At 75.5% G+C, this 18,627-nt stretch carries 2 protein-coding genes; both read left to right on the forward strand.

Going from position 1 to position 18,627, the window contains the following annotated elements:
* The first annotated feature begins 136 nt into the window (after positions 1-136).
* Positions 137-16,135, forward strand: coding sequence for a type I polyketide synthase (locus IE330_RS39030; protein WP_229925755.1), 15,999 nt, complete (start codon positions 137-139; stop codon positions 16,133-16,135).
* Between the two features lie 143 nt (positions 16,136-16,278).
* On the forward strand, positions 16,279-18,627 hold a 2,349-nt coding region (locus IE330_RS18595; protein ID WP_190137167.1), incomplete at its 3' end, for a type I polyketide synthase.

Here is an 18,627-nt window from a genome sequence, read left to right on the forward strand (position 1 = left end):
ACCCCTGGAACGCGCAGTGCCCGACGCAGCACCGACAGGACCCGCAGCACCCGCAGGACCCGACGTACCCGAAGTGAACCGCACGACCACCGCGACCAGCGCGGCCTTCACCAACACCACGAGGAGCGGACGAAAGATGTCGAACGAGGAGAAGCTTCGGGACTACCTCAAGCGGACGACATCCGACTTGCGCCAGGCCCGCCGCCGTCTGCGCGAGGTGGAGGAGCGGGACCAGGAGCCCATCGCGATCGTGTCGATGAGCTGCCGCTACCCCGGCGGCGTCCGCACCCCGGAGGAGCTGTGGCAGCTCGTCGCCCAGGGCACCGACGCCCTGACGCCGTTCCCCGCCAACCGCGGCTGGGACGCCGACGCGCTCTACGACCCGGACCCCGACAGCTCCGGCACCAGCTACGCCCGTGAGGGCGGCTTCCTGCACGACGCCGACCAGTTCGACGCCGCGTTCTTCGGGATCTCCCCGCGCGAGGCGCTGGCCACCGACCCGCAGCAGCGGCTGCTCCTGGAGACGTCCTGGGAGGTGTTCGAGCGCGCGGGCATCGACCCGGCGTCGCTGCGCGGCAGCCGCACCGGCGTCTTCGCGGGCGTCATGTACCACGACTACGCCTCCCGCCTGCACTCGGTGCCCGAGGACGTCGAGGGGTACCTCGGCACCGGGGCGTCCAGCAGCATCGTCTCCGGCCGCGTCGCCTACACCTTCGGCCTGGAGGGGCCCGCCGTCACCATCGACACGGCGTGCTCCTCGTCGCTGGTCGCCCTGCACCTCGCCGTGCAGGCGCTGCGCCAGGGCGAGTGCAGCCTGGCGCTCGCGGGCGGTGTGACGGTGATGTTCACGCCGGGCACCTTCGTCGACTTCAGCAAGCAGCGCGGCCTCGCCCTCGACGGCCGCTGCAAGCCGTACGCGGACGCCGCCGACGGCACCGGCTGGGGCGAGGGCGTCGGCCTGCTGCTCCTGGAGCGCCTGTCGGACGCCCGCCGCAACGGGCACGAAGTCCTCGCGGTCGTACGCGGCTCCGCCGTCAACCAGGACGGCGCCAGCAATGGCCTCACCGCCCCCAACGGGCCCTCACAGCAGCGCGTCATCCTCCAGGCCCTCGCCAACGCCCGCCTCGCCCCCGAGCAGATCGACGCCGTCGAGGGCCACGGCACCGGCACCACCCTGGGCGACCCGATCGAGGCCCAGGCCCTCCTCGCCACGTACGGGCAGGAACGCCCCGAGGACCGGCCCCTGTGGCTGGGCTCCATCAAGTCCAACATCGGCCACACCCAGGCCGCCGCCGGTGTCGCGGGCGTCATGAAGATGGTCATGGCCATGCGCGAGGGCGTCCTGCCGCGGACACTGCACGTGGACCGGCCGAGCACGCACGTGGACTGGTCCGCCGGGGCGGTCGAGCTGCTCACCGACGCGCGTCCGTGGGACGAGCGCGAGGACGGCGTGCCGCGCCGTGCGGGTGTGTCGTCGTTCGGGGTGAGCGGCACCAACGCGCATGTGATCGTGGAGCAGGCGCCGGTCGAGGAGCCCGCCGAGGCGGCCGAGGTGGTGGAGCCGGTCGCTCCGGTGACGGCGGTGCCGTGGCTGGTGTCGGCGCGCAGCCCGGAGGCGCTGCGGGCGCAGGCCGAGCGGTTGCGTGAGCACGTCGCGGGCGACGAGGGCCTGGACGCCGTGGACGTCGGCTGGTCGCTCCTTTCGAGCCGCGCCGTGCACGAGCACCGGGCCGTCGTCCTCGGCCGCCACCGCGAGGACTTCCTCACCGGCCTGCGGGCGCTCGCCGAGGACGGACCGGGCCCCGTCTCCGGCGCCGTCGCCGAGGGCCGCCTGGGTGTCGTCTTCACCGGCCAGGGCAGCCAGCGTCCGGGGATGGGGCGCGAGCTGTACGAGGCGTTCCCCGTGTTCGCCGAGGCGCTGGACGAGGTGTGTGACCACTTCGACGGCTTGATAGAACGTTCGCTCCAGAGCGTGATGTTCGGTACGGACGCCGAGCTGCTCGCCCAGACCTCGTACGCGCAGCCCGCGCTGTTCGCGATGGAGGTGGCGCTGTTCCGGCTTGCGGAGTCCTTCGGCGTCCGGCCCGAGATCGTCGGCGGGCACTCGATCGGCGAGTTGGCCGCCGCGTACGTGGCCGGGTTGTGGTCCCTGGAGGACGCCGTCCAACTGGTGGCCGCACGGGGGCGGTTGATGCAGGCGCTGCCCGAAGGGGGCGGCATGCTCGCGGTCCAGGCGACGGAGGCCGAGGTGCTGCCGCTGCTGGACGGGCTGGCGGACCGCGTCGGCGTGGCCGCGGTCAACGGCCCGGAGCAGATCGTCCTCTCCGGTGACGCAGCAGCTCTCGAAACCATCGAGGCCACTCTGCGCGGCCAGGGGCGCAAGGTGCGGCGTCTGAAGGTGTCGCACGCCTTCCACTCGCCGCTCATGGATCCGATGCTCGACGACTTCCGCCAGGTCGCGCGGGGTCTGACGTACCAGGACCCGAAGCTGCCGGTCGTCTCCCACCTCACGGGCGCCCTCGCCCCCGCGGACGAGCTGAAGGACCCCGAGTACTGGGTCCGCCACATCCGTGAGGCGGTGCGCTTCCACGACGGCCTCGGCGCCCTCACCGGCTTCGGCGTCTCCACGCTCCTCGAACTCGGCCCCGACTCCGTGCTGACCGCCATGGCGCACGAGGCGCTCACCGAGCCCGAGAGTCAGGCCGGGCTCGTCGCGGCCGTCCGCAAGGACCGGCCCGAGCCCGACACGTTCCTGACCGCCCTCGCGCACCTCCACGTGCGCGGCGTGACCGTCGACTGGGCGCCGCTGTACGCGCCTGTCGCGTCCCGCCGCCGCGTGGGGCTGCCGACGTACGCCTTCCAGCGGCAGAGCTACTGGCTGCACGCCCCGGCCCTCACCGGCGACGTGACCTCCGCCGGGCTCGCCGCCGCCGACCACCCGCTGCTCGGCGCGGCCGTGCAGGTCGCCGGGGGCGAGGCACGCCTGTTCACGGGGCTGCTGTCGCTCGACGCGCAGCCCTGGCTGGCCGACCACGTGGTCGCGGGCCGGGCGCTGCTGCCCGGCACGGCCTTCGTCGAGCTGGCCGTGCGGGCCGGTGACGAGGTCGGCTGCGACCTGCTCGACGAACTCGTCCTGGAGGCGCCGCTGGTGCTGCCCGACGACGGCGCCGTCCAGCTCCAGCTCTGGGTGGAGGAGCCCGACGAGTCCGGGCGCCGCACCTTCACGCTGCACTCGCGGCGCCACAACGACCTGCCCGACGAGCCGTGGACCCGGCACGCGGCGGGCGTCCTCGCCGTCGCCGACCCGGCCGCCGCCGCGCGCCCCGCCGACACCGGCCTGGCCCAGTGGCCCCCGGCCGGCGCCACCGCCGTGGACACGGCCGGGCTGTACGCGGGCTTCGCCGCCGCGGGCCTCGGCTACGGCCCGGCCTTCCAGGGCGTACGAGCGGCCTGGCGGCGCGGCGACGAGGTCTTCGCCGAGGTCGCGCTGGCGGCGGGCGAACGCGACGAGGCCGGTGCCTACGGCCTGCACCCGGCGCTCCTCGACGCGAGCCTCCACGGCATCGCCCTGACCACGCTGGGAACCGACAGCGCCGAAGGCACCGGGGCCCGGCTGCCGTTCTCCTGGACCGGGGTGACGCTGTACGCGACCGGTGCCGCCGCCCTGCGCGTCCGCATCGCGCCGACCGCGTCCGGAGCCGTGACGCTGACCGCCGCGGACGAGACGGGCCGGCCCGTCGCCGCCGTGGACGAGCTGTTGCTGCGTGCCCTCGCCACCGACGAGCTGGTGGCCGCGTCCGACGCTCACGACGACGCGCTGTTCCGCGTGGACTGGACCGTGGTGCCCGCCCCTGCCCCGGCGACCGGTGGCGTCCACGCCGTCCTGGGCGCGGACGCGCTCGGGGTGGGGGCCGCGCTGGAGGGTGCCGGTGCGGAGGTGGCGGCGTACGCGGACGTGGCGGCGCTCGCCGCAGCGGTCGGCGACGGCGCTCCCGCCCCCGAAGCCGTGTTCGTCACCGGAACCGGTGGTGAGGGTGACGACACCGCCGCGGCCGTGCGTGCCTCGCTGCACCACGCCCTCGCGACGGTGGGGGAGTGGCTGTCGTACGAGGGCGGCGAGGACGCCCGGCTGGTGGTGGTGACGCGGGGTGCCGTGGGCGTGGGCTCTGGTGACGTGGTCTCGGCCTCCGGTCTGGTCGACGCCCCGGTGTGGGGCCTGATCCGCTCGGCGCAGTCCGAGAACCCGGGGCGCATCGTCCTCGCCGACGTCGACGGCACGGACGCCGCGCTCGCGCTGCTGCCGGGCGTACTGGGCCTCGACGAGCCGCAGGTGGCCGTGCGCGGCGACGTGGTGTGGGTGCCGCGCCTGGCCCGGGCCGGCGGCGGCGCCCTCGACGTCCCGGCCGACGACGTCTGGCAGCTCGGCGTCACCGACCGCGGCACGCTGGAGAACCTGGCCCTGCTGCCGGTCGCCGAGGACGCCCCGGAGTGGGCGGGCAGGCCGCTCGGCGCGGGCGAGGTCCGCGTCGAGATCCGGGCCGCGGGCGTCAACTTCCGCGACGCGCTCATCGCCCTGGGCATGTACCCGGGGGACGCGGTCATGGGCACCGAGGGCGCCGGTGTCGTCGTCGAGATCGGCGCCGACGTGACGGACCTGGCCGTCGGCGACCGCGTCCTCGGCCTCGTCGACGGCGGCTTCGGCCCGCTGGCGGTCGCCGACGCCCGCATGGTCGCGCGCATCCCGGAGGGGTGGTCGTTCGCGCAAGCGGCGTCGGTGCCGACGGTGTTCCTGACGGCGTACTACGCGCTGCGGGACCTGGCGGACCTCCAGGCGGGCGAGTCGGTGCTGGTGCACGCGGCCGCCGGTGGTGTGGGCATGGCCGCGGTGCAGCTCGCCCGGCACTTCGGAGCCGAGGTGTACGGCACCGCCAGCGCCGGGAAGTGGGACGTGCTCCGCGACCTCGGCCTCGACGACACCCGCATCGCCTCCTCGCGCACCCTCGACTTCGAAGCGTCCGTGCTCGCGGCCAGCGACGGCCGGGGCGTGGACGTGGTCCTGAACAGCCTGGCGCGGGAGTTCGTGGACGCGTCGCTGCGGCTGCTGCCGCGCGGCGGACGCTTCGTGGAGATGGGCAAGACCGACCTCCGCGACCCCGCGACCGTGGCCGACGCCCACCCCGGCGTGGCCTACCAAAGCTTCGACCTCGCCGAGATGTCACCCGACCGGATCAAGGACATGCTGGCGGAGGTGCTCTCGCTGTTCGAGCGGGGGGTGCTTGAGCCGCTGCCGGTCAAGGCCTGGGACGTGCGCCGGGCCCCGGAGGCGTTCCGCTACCTGAGCCAGGCCCGGCACGTGGGCAAGGTGGTGCTGACGCTGCCGCCGCGCTTCGACGGCCAGGGCACGGTTCTGGTCACGGGTGCCCTGGGCGGCCTGGGGCGGGTGGTGGCCCGGCACCTGGCCGGTGAGCACGGCGTACGGGACCTGCTGCTGGTCTCGCGCCGGGGCGAGCGGACACCGGGCGCGGAGCAGGTGCGCGCCGAACTGGAGGAGCTGGGCGCCCGGGTGACGATCGCCGCGTGCGACGTCTCCGACCGTGAAGCCGTGGCCGCGCTGATCGACGGCGTACGGACCGACCTGCGTGCCGTGGTGCATGTCGCGGGTGTCGTCGATGACGGCGTCATCACCTCCCTCACCCCCGAACGGCTGGACACGGTGCTGCGGCCGAAGGTCGACGCGGCGGTCCATCTGCACGAGCTGACCGCGGACCTGGACCTGTCGGCGTTCGTGCTGTTCTCCTCGGCCGCCGGTGTGCTGGGCAGCGCGGGGCAGGCCAATTACGCGGCGGCGAATGCCTTCTTGGACGCCCTGGCCCAGCACCGGCGCGCCCAGGGCCTGGCCGCGACCTCGCTGGCGTGGGGGCTGTGGGCCGACCAGGGCGGCATGGCCGGCGCCCTCGCCGACGACGACCTGGAGCGGATGGCCCGCGCCGGTGTCGCCGCGCTCACCGCCGAGGAAGGCCTCGCCCTCCTCGACGCCTCCCTCGCCCGGCCCGACGCGGCCCTGGTGCCGGTGAAGCTCGACACCGACGCCCTGCGCCGGCGGTTCGGCGCCGAGGTGCCGCCGCTGTTCCGCGGCCTCGTCCGCGGCGGGACCCGTACCCGGCGCGTCGTCGAGTCCGGGCCCGCGGCGGCCGGGACCACGCTCGCCGACCAGCTCGCGGCGCTGCCGCCGGAGAACCGCGAACGCGCCCTGGTCGACCTCGTCCGCGCCCAGGTGGCCGCCGTCCTCGGCTACGCCTCGGGGGAGGACGTCACGCCCACCAAGGCGTTCAAGGAGCTGGGCTTCGACTCGCTCACCTCCGTCGAACTGCGCAACCGCCTCAACGCCGCCACCGCCCTGCGGCTGCCCGCGGGCCTCGTCTTCGACTACCCCACGCCCAAGGCCCTCGCCCGGTACCTGGGCGGCGAACTCCTCGGCGACGCGCCGGAGGCCACGGCGCCCGGGACGGCGGCCGCCGTCGCCACCCAGGACGAGCCCATCGCCATCGTCTCGATGAGCTGCCGCTTCCCCGGCGGCGTCGCCGGCCCCGAGGACCTGTGGCGCCTCCTCACCGACGGCGAGGAGGCCATCACCGAGTTCCCGGAGGGCCGCGGCTGGGACACCGCGTCCCTCTACGACCCCGACCCCGACCGCGTCGGCACCAGCTACGCCCGCGAGGGCGGCTTCCTGCACGACGCGGGCGACTTCGACGCGGCGTTCTTCGGCATCTCGCCGCGCGAGGCCCTCGCCATGGACCCGCAGCAGCGGCTCCTCCTCGAAACCTCCTGGGAGGCGTTCGAGCGCGCCGGGATCGACCCGGCCACGCTGCACGGCAGCGCCACGGGCGTCTTCGCCGGCCTCATCTACCACGAGTACGGCTCCCAGCTCGGCAGCGTCCCCGAGGACCTCGGCGGCTACCTCGGCACCGGCAGCTCGGGCGCCATCGCCTCCGGCCGCATCTCGTACTCCTTCGGCCTCGAAGGCCCGGCCGTCACCGTCGACACGGCCTGCTCGTCGTCGCTGGTCGCGCTGCACCTGGCCGCGCAGGCGCTGCGACAGGGCGAGTGCACCATGGCCCTCGCGGGCGGCGTGACGGTCATGCCCACCGCGGGGACGTTCCTGGAGTTCAGCCGCCAGCGCGGCCTGGCCCCCGACGGCCGCTGCAAGCCGTTCGCGGCCGCCGCCGACGGCACGAGCTGGGGCGAGGGCGTCGGCATGCTCGTCCTGGAGCGCCTGTCCGACGCCCGCCGCAACGGCCACCCCGTCCTCGCCGTCGTGCGCGGCTCGGCCGTCAACCAGGACGGTGCCAGCAACGGCCTCACCGCCCCCAACGGCCCCTCCCAGCAGCGCGTCATCACCCAGGCCCTCGCCAACGCCCGCCTGACGCCCGCCGACGTCGACGCGGTCGAGGCCCACGGCACCGGCACGCCGCTCGGCGACCCCATCGAGGCACAGGCCCTCATCGCCACGTACGGCAAGCAGCGCCCGGCCGACCGGCCACTGCTGCTCGGCTCGGTGAAGTCCAACATCGGGCACACCCAGGCCGCCGCCGGTGTCGCCGGAGTCATCAAGATGGTCATGGCCATGCGCCACGGCCTGCTGCCGCAGACCCTGAACCTGGACGCGCCCACCCCCGAGGTGGACTGGTCGGCCGGGACCGTCGAGCTCCTCGCCGAGGCCCGTACGTGGCCCGAGCGGGACGGGGCGACGCCGCGCCGCGCCGGTGTGTCGTCGTTCGGCGTCAGCGGCACCAACGCCCACGTGATCATCGAGGAGGCGCGGGAGGCCGAGCGGCCCGCCCCCGCCGCGGCCCCCGAGCCGCCGGTGGTCTCCGGCGTGGTCCCGCTCGCCCTGTCGGCGAAGACGCCCGAGGCGCTGCGGGCCCAGGCGGGCCGCCTGCGGGAGCACCTGCTGGCGCACACCGGGCTCGGGCTCGGCGACGTCGGCTGGTCCCTCGCGGTGGCGCGGTCGCGGTTCGAGCACCGGGGTGTCGTCCTCGGCCGGGACCGCGACGAACTCCTCGCCGGACTCCAGCGGCTCGTGCAGGACGACGCGACCACCCAGGGCGTGGTCGTGGGCCGCGCCCAGGGGGACCCGGCGCGCCCGGTGTTCGTGTTCCCGGGGCAGGGGTCGCAGTGGGCCGGGATGGCGGTCGATCTGCTCGACGCCTCGCCGGTGTTCGCCGCCCGGATGCGGGACTGCGCGGACGCGCTGTCGGAGTTCGTCGACTGGGACCTGTTCGAGGAGCTGCACGGGGCCCACTTCGACCGGGTCGACGTGGTGCAGCCGGTGCTGTTCGCGGTGATGGTGTCGCTGGCCGCCGTGTGGCAGGCGGCGGGTGTGCAGCCCGCGGCCGTCGTCGGGCACAGCCAGGGGGAGATCGCCGCCGCGTGCGTGGCCGGTGCCCTGTCGTTGCGGGACGCGGCCCGGGTCGTGGCCCTGCGCAGCCTGGCCATCCGGGAACTGTCCGGCAAGGGCGGCATGGTGTCGGTGCCGCTGCCCGAGGCCGAGGTGCGCGAGCTGATCACCGCGTGGGGCGAGCGGGTCTCGGTCGCGGCCGTCAACGGCCCCGCCCAGGTGGTCGTCTCCGGCGAGCCGGGCGCGCTGGAGGAGCTGGTGGCCCGGTGCGTCGCCCGTGACGTCCGCGCCCGCACCGTCCCCGTCGACTACGCCTCGCACTCCGCCCAGGTGGAGGCGATCGAGTCCCACCTCGCGGAGGCCCTGGCCCCCGTGACCCCGCGCGCCGCCGACGTACCGCTGTACTCGACCCTCACGGGCACCTGGCTGGACGCTCCGATGGACGCCGGATACTGGTACCGCAACCTGCGCCGGACGGTGCTGTTCGAGCACGCGACCCGAGGGCTCCTCGCCGAGGGGCACGACCTGTTCCTGGAGATGAGCCCGCACCCGGTGCTCACCGTCCCCGTCCAGGCCACCATCGAGGCCGCCGGGCGCGAGGGGGCGACGACCGCCCTCGGGTCGCTGCGGCGGGACGAGGGCGGCGCCGAGCGGCTGCTCGCCTCGCTCGCCGAGGCCCACGTCCACGGCGCCGAGCCGGACTGGACGGCCCTGTTCCCCGGTGCCACCACCGTCGACCTGCCCACGTACGCCTTCCAGCACCAGCACTACTGGCTGCTCCCGCCGGAGGACGAGCCCGGCGCCGAGCCCGCCGCCGTGGACGAGGTCGAGGCCCGCTTCTGGGAGGCCGTGGAGCGCGAGGACCTGGAGCAGCTCGCCGCCGAACTCGACGTGGCCGAAGGACCCGCCGCCGAGCTGGGGGCCGTCCTGCCCGTCCTGTCGTCCTGGCGGCGGCAGCGGCGCGAGCGGTCCACCGTCGACGGCTGGCGCTACCGCGTCACCTGGAAGCCCCTCAAGGGCGGCCTGCCCGGGCCGGTCCTCACCGGCCGGTGGCTGGTCGTCGTCCCCGAGGAGGCCGCGGAGCACCCGTGGACGTCCGGCCTCACGCGGGCGCTGACGTCCGCCGGGGCGGAAGCCGTCGAACTGCGCGTCGACGAGGCCGAGTTGAGCCGGGAGGGGCTGGCCGGGCGGCTGCGCGCGCACGGGCCGGGCGACCTCGCCGGTGTCGTCTCCCTGCTCGCCCTCGCCGAACGGCCCCACCCGGAGCACCCCGTCCTGCCCGCCGGGCTCGCCGGCACCGTCGCGCTGGTGCAGGCCCTCGGCGACACCGGCGTCGACGCGCGCCTGTGGGCGCTCTCCAGCGGAGCCGTCTCCACCGGGCGCGACGACCGCGTCACCAGCCCCGCCCAGGCACAGACCTGGGGCCTCGGCCGTGTCGTGGCCCTGGAGCACCCCGACCGCTGGGGCGGCCTGATCGACCTGCCCGCGACCGCCGACAGCCGTACGGGCGCCCGCCTCGCGGGCATCCTCGCGGGCGCCGGCGACGAGGACCAGCTCGCCGTGCGCGGCTCCGCGGTCCTCGTACGCCGCCTCGTCCGGGCCGAGCCCGCCTCCGCGAAGGACACCGGGGGAGCCGGGGGCGCGTGGACGCCGCGCGGCACCGTCCTGGTGACCGGCGGCACCGGAGCCCTCGGCCCGCACATCGCCCGCCGCCTGGCGAGCGAGGGCGCCGAGCACCTGGTGCTCACCAGCCGCCGCGGCCCCGCCGCGCCCGGAGCCGACGAGCTGCGCGCCGAACTGGAGGGCATGGGCGTCCAGGTGACGATCGCCGCCTGCGACGTCGCCGACCGCGACGCCGTCGCCGCGCTCCTCGACCGGCTCGCCGCCGACGGGCACACCCTGCGCGCCGTCGTCCACGCCGCCGCGCTCATCGAGCTGGCGCCCATCGCCACCACCACGCTCGGCGCGTTCGCCGACATCGTCGCGGCCAAGGTCGCGGGCGCGGCCGTCCTGGACCAGCTCCTGGACGGCGAACGGGCCGAACAGCTCGACGCGTTCGTCCTCTTCTCCTCCATCGCGGGCGTCTGGGGCAGCGGTGACCACGCCGCGTACGCCGCTGCCAACGCCTACCTCGACGCCCTCGCCGAACACCGCCGCGCCCGCGGCCTGACCGCCACCTCCCTCGCCTGGGGCGTGTGGAACGTCGTCAACCCCCACGAGAGCGGCAGCGCGCCCGTCGACGTCGACCCCGAGCAACTGCGCCGCCAGGGCCTGCCGTTCCTCGACCCGGGCCTCGCCTTCACGGGCATGCGCCAGGCCCTCGACGCCGACGAGACGTTCCTGGCGCTCGCCGACGTGGACTGGGACCAGTTCGTGCCCGTGTTCACCTCCCGGCGCGCCCGCCCGCTCCTCGCGGACCTGCCCGACGCCCAGCGCGTCCTCGCCGCCCAGGAAGGCACGGACGGCGACGCGGCCGCCGGGGAGACCGCCACCAAGGCGTCGGCGCTGCGCGAGCGCCTGACCGGCCTCACCGCGCCCGAACAGGACCGCGCCCTGGTCGACCTCGTGCTCACCCACGCCGCCGCCGTCCTCGGCTACGAGTCCGCGGCGGCCCTCGACCCCGAGCGCGCCTTCCGCGAGTTCGGCTTCGACTCGCTCACCGCCGTCGACCTGCGCAACCGCCTCGGCGCCGCCACCGGTCTGAAGCTGCCCACCACGGTCGTCTTCGACCACCCCAACGGCACCGCCCTGGCCGCCTACCTGCGCGCCCAGGTCCTCGGCGCCGGCACGGCGGCGGCGCCCGCCCCGGCCGCGCCGGTCGCGGCCGCCACCGACGAGCCCATCGCGATCGTCGCCATGAGCTGCCGCTACCCGGGCGGCATCAGCAGCCCCGAGCAGATGTGGCAGGTCCTCCAGGACCGCGCCGACGTCGTCGGCGGCTACCCGGCCGGCCGCGGCTGGGACACCGCCCACCTGTACGACCCGGACCCGGAGACCCCCGGCACCACCACGACCCGCGGCGGCGGCTTCCTGCACGACGCGGGCGCCTTCGACCCGGCCTTCTTCGGCATCTCGCCGCGCGAGGCCGTGGCCATGGACCCGCAGCAGCGGCTCCTGCTCGAAACCTCCTGGGAGGCCTTCGAACGCGCCGGGATCGACCCCAAGGCCGTCCGCGGCGAGGCCGCCGGAGTGTTCGTCGGCACCAACTACCAGGACTACGGCACCGCCCCCGGCCAGCTCTCCGCGGGCGCCGAGGGGCACATCCTCACCGGCAGCGCGCCCAGCGTCGTCTCCGGCCGCATCGCCTACACCTTCGGCCTCGAAGGCCCGGCGGTCACCGTCGACACGGCCTGCTCGTCGTCGCTCGTCGCGATGCACCTGGCCGCGCAGGCGCTGCGCCAGGGCGAGTGCTCGCTGGCCCTCGCGGGCGGCGTCGCCGTGATGTCGTCACCGGGCGCCCTGATCGCCTTCAGCCAGCAGCGCGGCCTCGCCGCCGACGGCCGCTGCAAGGCGTTCGCCGCCTCCGCCGACGGCATGGGCATGGCCGAAGGCGTCGGCATGGTGCTCCTGGAGCGCCTCTCCGACGCCCGCCGCAACGGCCACCAGGTCCTCGCCGTGGTCCGCGGCTCGGCCGTCAACCAGGACGGCGCCAGCAACGGCCTCACCGCCCCCAACGGCCCCTCCCAGCAGCGCGTCATCCGCGCCGCCCTCGCCAACGCCCGCCTCACGCCCGCCGACGTGGACGCGGTCGAGGCCCACGGCACCGGCACGACGCTGGGCGACCCGATCGAGGCCCAGGCGCTGCTGGCCACGTACGGCCAGGAGCGGCCCGAGTCCGGCGAGCCCCTGTGGCTGGGCTCCATCAAGTCCAACATCGGCCACAGCCAGGCCGCCTCCGGTGTCGCGGGCGTGATGAAGATGGTCCTCGCCATGCGGCACGGCGTCCTGCCGCAGACGCTGCACATCGACGAGCCGACCCCCGAGGTCGACTGGACCGAGGGCGCCGTCGAGCTGCTGACCGAGCCCCGCGACTGGCCCGAGCGCGAGCCCGGCGCACCCCGCCGCGCGGGCGTCTCCTCCTTCGGCATGAGCGGCACCAACGCCCACGTCATCCTGGAGCAGGCCCCGCCCGCCGGGGACTCGGCCCCCGAGGCCGACACCGAGGCGCCCGCGCCGGTCGTGGCGGGTGTGCTGCCGCTGGCCCTGTCCGCCAAGAGCGAGGGCGCCCTGCGGGACCAGGCCGCCCGGCTGCGCGAGCGCCTGCTCGCCGACCCCGGCCTCGCCCTCGCCGACGTCGGCTGGTCGCTGGCCGCGACCCGCTCCCGCTTCGAGCACCGGGGCGTCGCCCTCGGCCGCGACCGGGACGGCCTCCTCACCGCCCTGGACCACCTGGCGCGGGACACCGCGGCCCCGGGCGTGGTGACCGGGCGTGCGGTGGGTGGCGCCGGTCGTGCGGTGTTCGTGTTCCCGGGGCAGGGGTCGCAGTGGGCTGGAATGGCGGTCCGACTGCTGGACGAGTCGCCGGTGTTCGCGGCCCGTATGCGGGAGTGTGCGGAGGCCTTGTCGGCGTTCGTGGACTGGGACCTGTTCGAGGAGCTGGGCGGGGCCGACTTCGACCGGGTGGATGTGGTCCAGCCGGTGTTGTTCGCGGTGATGGTGTCGTTGGCTGCGGTGTGGCAGGCGGCGGGTGTGCGGCCTGCGGCTGTGGTGGGTCACAGTCAGGGTGAGATTGCCGCGGCTTGCGTCGCGGGCACGCTGTCGTTGCAGGACGCGGCGCGGGTGGTGGCTCTGCGGAGCCTGGCCATTCGCGAGCTGTCGGGCAAGGGCGGCATGGTGTCCGTGCCGCTGCCGGAAAGTGACGTGCGTGAGCTGGTCTCCGGCTGGGAGGGCCGCATCGAGGTCGCGGCCGTCAACGGCCCGGCTCAGGTGGTGGTCTCCGGTGAGCCGGAGGCCCTGCAAGAGCTGGTCGCGCAGTGTGTGGCGCAGGACGTCCGTGCCCGCACGATTCCGGTGGACTACGCCTCGCACTCCTCGTACGTCGAGCAGATCGAGGCGCGGATTCTCGATGCCCTGGCGGACGTGTCGCCGCAGCAGCCTGAGGTGCCGCTGTACTCGACCCTCACGGGCACCTGGCTGGACGCGGATACGCCTATGGATGCCGGGTACTGGTACCGCAACCTCCGCCAGACCGTCCTGTTCGAACACGCCACCCGCGGCCTGCTCGCCGAAGGCCACGGCCTGTTCGTGGAAATGAGCCCGCACCCCGTCCTCACGGTCCCCGTGCAGGCCACCATCGACGCCACCGACAGCCCCGCCGCCACCCTGGGCTCCCTGCGGCGCGACGAGGGCGGCGCCGACCGGCTGGCCGCCTCGCTCGCCGAGGCCCACGCCCACGGTGCCGAGCTGGACTGGAAGGCTCTCTTCCCCGGCGCCCGTACCATCGTCGACCTGCCCACGTACGCCTTCCAGCGCCAGCACTACTGGCTGCTCGCCCCGCAGGAGGAGCAGGGCGGCGACGTGCCGCTCGCCTCGGACGAGGTCGAGTCGCGGTTCTGGGACGCGGTGGAGCGCGAGGACCTGGAGCGGCTCGCCGCCGAGCTGGAGGTGGAGGACGGCTCCGCCGCCGGCCTGGGCGCCGTGCTGCCGGTGCTCTCGTCGTGGCGGCGGCAGCGGCGCGAGCGGTCCACCGTGGACAGTTGGCGCTATCGGGTGGACTGGCAGCCCCTTGAGGGCGGCCTCCCGACGGCCGCGCTCACCGGCCGCTGGCTGGTCGTCGTTCCCGAGGCCGTGGCGGAGGCCGCTGCCGCGGGCGTCTCCGGCACGGTGTCGGCCGCCGACGTCGTGGCCGCCCTGGCGCGAGCGGGCGCGCGGGTCGATGAAGTACGCGTGACGGCAGCGGAGTCGACGCGCGAGGGCCTGGCCGCGCGGCTGCGGGAGTACGGGGAGCACGCCGCCGCGCCGGACGGGGAGCCCGCCGGTGTGCTCAGCCTGCTCGCGCTCGACGAGGCCGACCTCGCGGACCACCCGGGCGTCTCCGCCGGGCTCGCCGGCACCGTCGCGCTGGTGCAGGCCCTCGGCGACGCGGGCATCGGGGCGAAGCTGTGGGCCGTCACGAGCGGCGCCGTCGCCACCGGGCCCGCCGACGCCCCCGCCCGGCCCGGCCAGGCCGAGGTGTGGGGCCTGGGACGGGTCGCCGCCCTGGAGCACCCGGACCGGTGGGGCGGCCTCGTGGACCTGCCCGGGACCGCCGACGGCCGGGCCGCGGACCGGCTCGCCGCGGTCCTCGCGGGCGCCGGGGACGAGGACCAGCTCGCGGTCCGCGCGGCCGGGGTGCTCGTACGCCGGTTCGTGCGGGCCCCGCTCGACACGGGTGCCCCGCGTACGTGGACGCCGAGCGGCACCGCGCTGATCACCGGCGGCACCGGCGCGCTCGGCGGGCACGTGGCCCGCTGGCTGGCCCGCGAGGGCGCCGAGCACCTGGTGCTCACCGGCCGCCGCGGCCCGGACGCCCCCGGCGCCGCCGCCCTCCAGGCCGAACTGGAGGAGCTGGGCGCCAAGGTGACCGTCGCCGCGTGCGACGTGGCCGACCGCGACGCCGTCGCCGCCCTGCTCGGCCAGCTCGCCGAGGACGGGCACACGCTGCGCTCGGTGTTCCACGCGGCCGGTGTCGGCCAGGGCCTGCCGCTGGCCGAGACGACCCCCGCCGACGTCGCGGGCGTCCTGGACGGGAAGGTCGCGGGCGCCCGGCACCTCGACGACCTCCTGGGCACGGCCGCCCTGGACGCGTTCGTGCTGTTCTCCTCCAACGCGGGCGTGTGGGGCAGCGGCAGCCAGGGCGCGTACGCGGCCGCCAACGCCCACCTGGACGCGCTCGCCGAGCAGCGCCGGGCCCGCGGCCTGACCGCCACGTCCGTGGCGTGGGGCCTGTGGGCCGGGGGCGGCATGGCGGGCGACGACGGCGAGGAGCAGTTCCGGCGCCGCGGCCTGCGGCCGATGGCACCGGACCTCGCGGTCGCCGCGCTCGCCCAGGCGGTGGCGTACGACGAGACCTTCCTCGCCGTCGCCGACCTCGACTGGGAGCGGTTCGCGCCCGCCTTCACCTCGGCCCGGCCCAGCCCCTTCATCGGCACCGTGCCCGAGGCGCGCCGCTACGAGCGGTCCGTGGCCGCGGAGACCGCCGCCTCCGACGACGGGACGGGCGACGACGCGGCGGCCGAGCTGCGCCGCCGCCTCACCCCGCTCACCGAGCCCGAGCGCGAGGTGATCCTGCTCGACCTGGTGCGCACCCACGCGGCCGCCGTGCTCGGCTACACCGGCGCGGAGTCCGTGGACGCCCACCTGGCCTTCCGCGAGCTCGGCTTCGACTCGCTGACGGCCGTGGAGGTCCGCAACCGCCTGAACAAGGCCACGGGGCTGCGGCTGCCCGCCACCCTCGTGTTCGACCACCCGACGTCCGCCGTCCTGGCCCGGTACCTGCGGGCGCAACTGATCCAGGACGACGCCGACGGGGTCGACTCCACGCTGCGCGAGCTGGACCGCCTGGAGGCGGGTCTCGGCGCCATCGCGCCCGACGACGGCGCCCGGATGCGCATCACGATGCGCCTGGAGGCGCTGATGGCGAAGTGGAAGGGCGCGGACGCCGAGGTGCCGCCCGCCGGCGAGACGGTGTCCTCGCAGCTCGAGTCGGCCTCCGCCGACGAGGTCTTCGACTTCATCGACAAAGAGCTCGGCATCTGAGCCGGCCGGGTGCACCCCCGGCCACACCCGCCGGTCACACCCCCGACCGGGCCGGTCACCGGCCCGGTCGGCCCCGGCCGACCGGTGCGGTCTTCCCGTTACGACGCGATTTTTCTGTGACTACGCGAACAGGTGAGTTTCCGATGGCGGACCAGCAAAAGCTCCTCGACTACCTCAAGCGGGTGACCGCCGACCTCCACGAGACGCGCCGGCGGCTGCGCGAGGCGGAGGCGGAGGAGCCCGAGCCCGTCGCCGTCGTCGGGATGAGCTGCCGCTACCCGGGCGACGTCCGCGGCCCCGAGGACCTGTGGCGGCTCGTGGCCGACGGCACGGACGCGCTCTCCGCCTTCCCCGCCGACCGCGGCTGGGACGTCGACGCGCTCGCCGGACGCACCGAGGGCACGCCGGACGCCACGGCCCGCGGCCCACAGGACGGCACGGGCCGCAAGGAGCGCGGCGGCGGCTTCGTGTACGACGCGGGCGACTTCGACGCCGCGTTCTTCGGCATCTCCCCGCGCGAGGCGCTGGCCATGGACCCGCAGCAGCGGCTCCTCCTGGAAGCCACCTGGGAGACCTTCGAGCGGGCCGGGATACCGCCGGCCTCGCTGCGCGGAAGCCGTACCGGCGTGTTCGTCGGCGCCACCGCCCAGGGCTACGGCCCCGCGCTCATGGCGTCGCCGGACAGCGTCGACGGCTACCTGCTCACCGGCGACGTCTCCAGCGTCATCTCCGGCCGCGTGTCGTACGTGTTCGGCCTGGAGGGCCCGGCGGTCACCGTCGACACGGCCTGCTCGTCGTCGCTCGTCGCCCTGCACCTGGCGGCGCAGGCGCTGCGGCAGGGCGAGTGCGACCTCGCGGTCGCCGGCGGTGTCGCCGTCATGGTCACCTCGGGCGCGTTCGCGGAGTTCAGCCGCCAGGGCGGCCTCGCGGGCGACGGCCGCTGCAAGCCGTACGCCGACGCCGCCGACGGCACCGGCTGGGGCGAGGGCGTCGGCGTCCTCGCCCTGGAGCGCCTGTCGGACGCCCGCCGCAACGGCCACGAGGTCCTGGCCGTGATCCGGGGCTCGGCCGTCAACCAGGACGGTGCCAGCAACGGCCTCACCGCCCCCAACGGGCCCTCCCAGCAGCGCGTCATCCGCCAGGCCCTCGCCAACGCCCGCCTCGGCACCAGCGACATCGACGCCGTCGAGGGCCACGGCACCGGCACGGTCCTCGGCGACCCCATCGAGGCCCAGGCCCTCCTCGCCACCTACGGCCAGGACCGGCCCGCCGACCGGCCGCTGCTGCTCGGCTCGGTCAAGTCCAACATCGGCCACACCCAGGCCGCCTCGGGCGTCGCGGGCGTCATCAAGATGATCATGGCCATGCGCCACGGCGTCCTGCCCGAGAACCTGCACACCGACCGGCCCAGCACCCACGTCGACTGGTCCGCCGGAGCCGTCGAGCTGCTCACCGAGGCCCGCCCGTGGCCCCAGCGCGAGGACGGCGCGCCGCGCCGCGCGGGTGTGTCGTCGTTCGGGGTGAGCGGCACCAACGCGCATGTGATCGTGGAGCAGGCGCCGGTCGAGGAGCCCGCCGAGGCGGCCGAGGTGGCGGAGCCGGTCGCTCCGGTGACGGCGGTGCCGTGGCTGGTGTCGGGCCGCAGCCCGGAGGCGCTGCGGGCGCAGGCCGAGCGGCTGCGCGAGCACGTCGCGGGCGACGAGGGCCTGGACGCCGTGGACGTCGGCTGGTCCCTGCTGGCCGGCCGCTCGCCGCTGGAGCACCGGGCGGTGCTGTTCGGACGCGACCGTACGGACCTCCTGACGGGCCTCGACGCCGTCGCCTCCGGCACCGACCGCCCGGACCTGGTGACCGGCACGGTGGCCGAGGGCCGCCTGGGTGTCGTCTTCACCGGCCAGGGCAGCCAGCGTCCGGGGATGGGCCGCGAGCTGTACGAGACCTTCCCCGTGTTCGCCGAGGCGCTGGACGAGGTGTGTGACCACTTCGACGGCTTGATAGAACGTTCGCTCCAGAGCGTGATGTTCGGTACGGACGCCGACCTGCTCGCCCAGACCTCGTACGCGCAGCCCGCGCTGTTCGCGATGGAGGTGGCGCTGTACCGGCTTGCGGAGTCCTTCGGCGTCCGGCCCGAGATCGTCGGCGGGCACTCGATCGGCGAGTTGGCCGCCGCGTACGTGGCCGGGTTGTGGTCCCTGGAGGACGCGGTCCAACTGGTCGCGGCGAGAGGCCGGTTGATGCAGGCGCTGCCCGAAGGTGGCGGCATGCTCGCGGTCCAGGCGACGGAGGCCGAGGTGCTGCCGCTGCTCGACGGTCTCGCGGACCGGGTCGGCGTGGCGGCGGTCAATGGGCCCGCGCAGGTGGTGCTGTCCGGCGATCGCACCGTCCTGGACGACCTGGAAGCGACCCTGCGCGGTGAGGGGCGCAAGGTGCGGCGTCTGAAGGTGTCGCACGCCTTCCACTCGCCGCTCATGGATCCGATGCTCGACGACTTC

The sequence above is a fragment of the Streptomyces longispororuber genome, assembly GCF_014656095.1.
Taxonomy (GTDB): Bacteria; Actinomycetota; Actinomycetes; order Streptomycetales; family Streptomycetaceae; genus Streptomyces; species Streptomyces longispororuber.

What these genes read in the sequence shown, in the direction of transcription:
- IE330_RS39030 (WP_229925755.1), top strand. Translation starts at nt 137, where the DNA reads ATGTCGAACGAGGAGAAGCTTCGGGACTACCTCAAGCGGACGACATCC.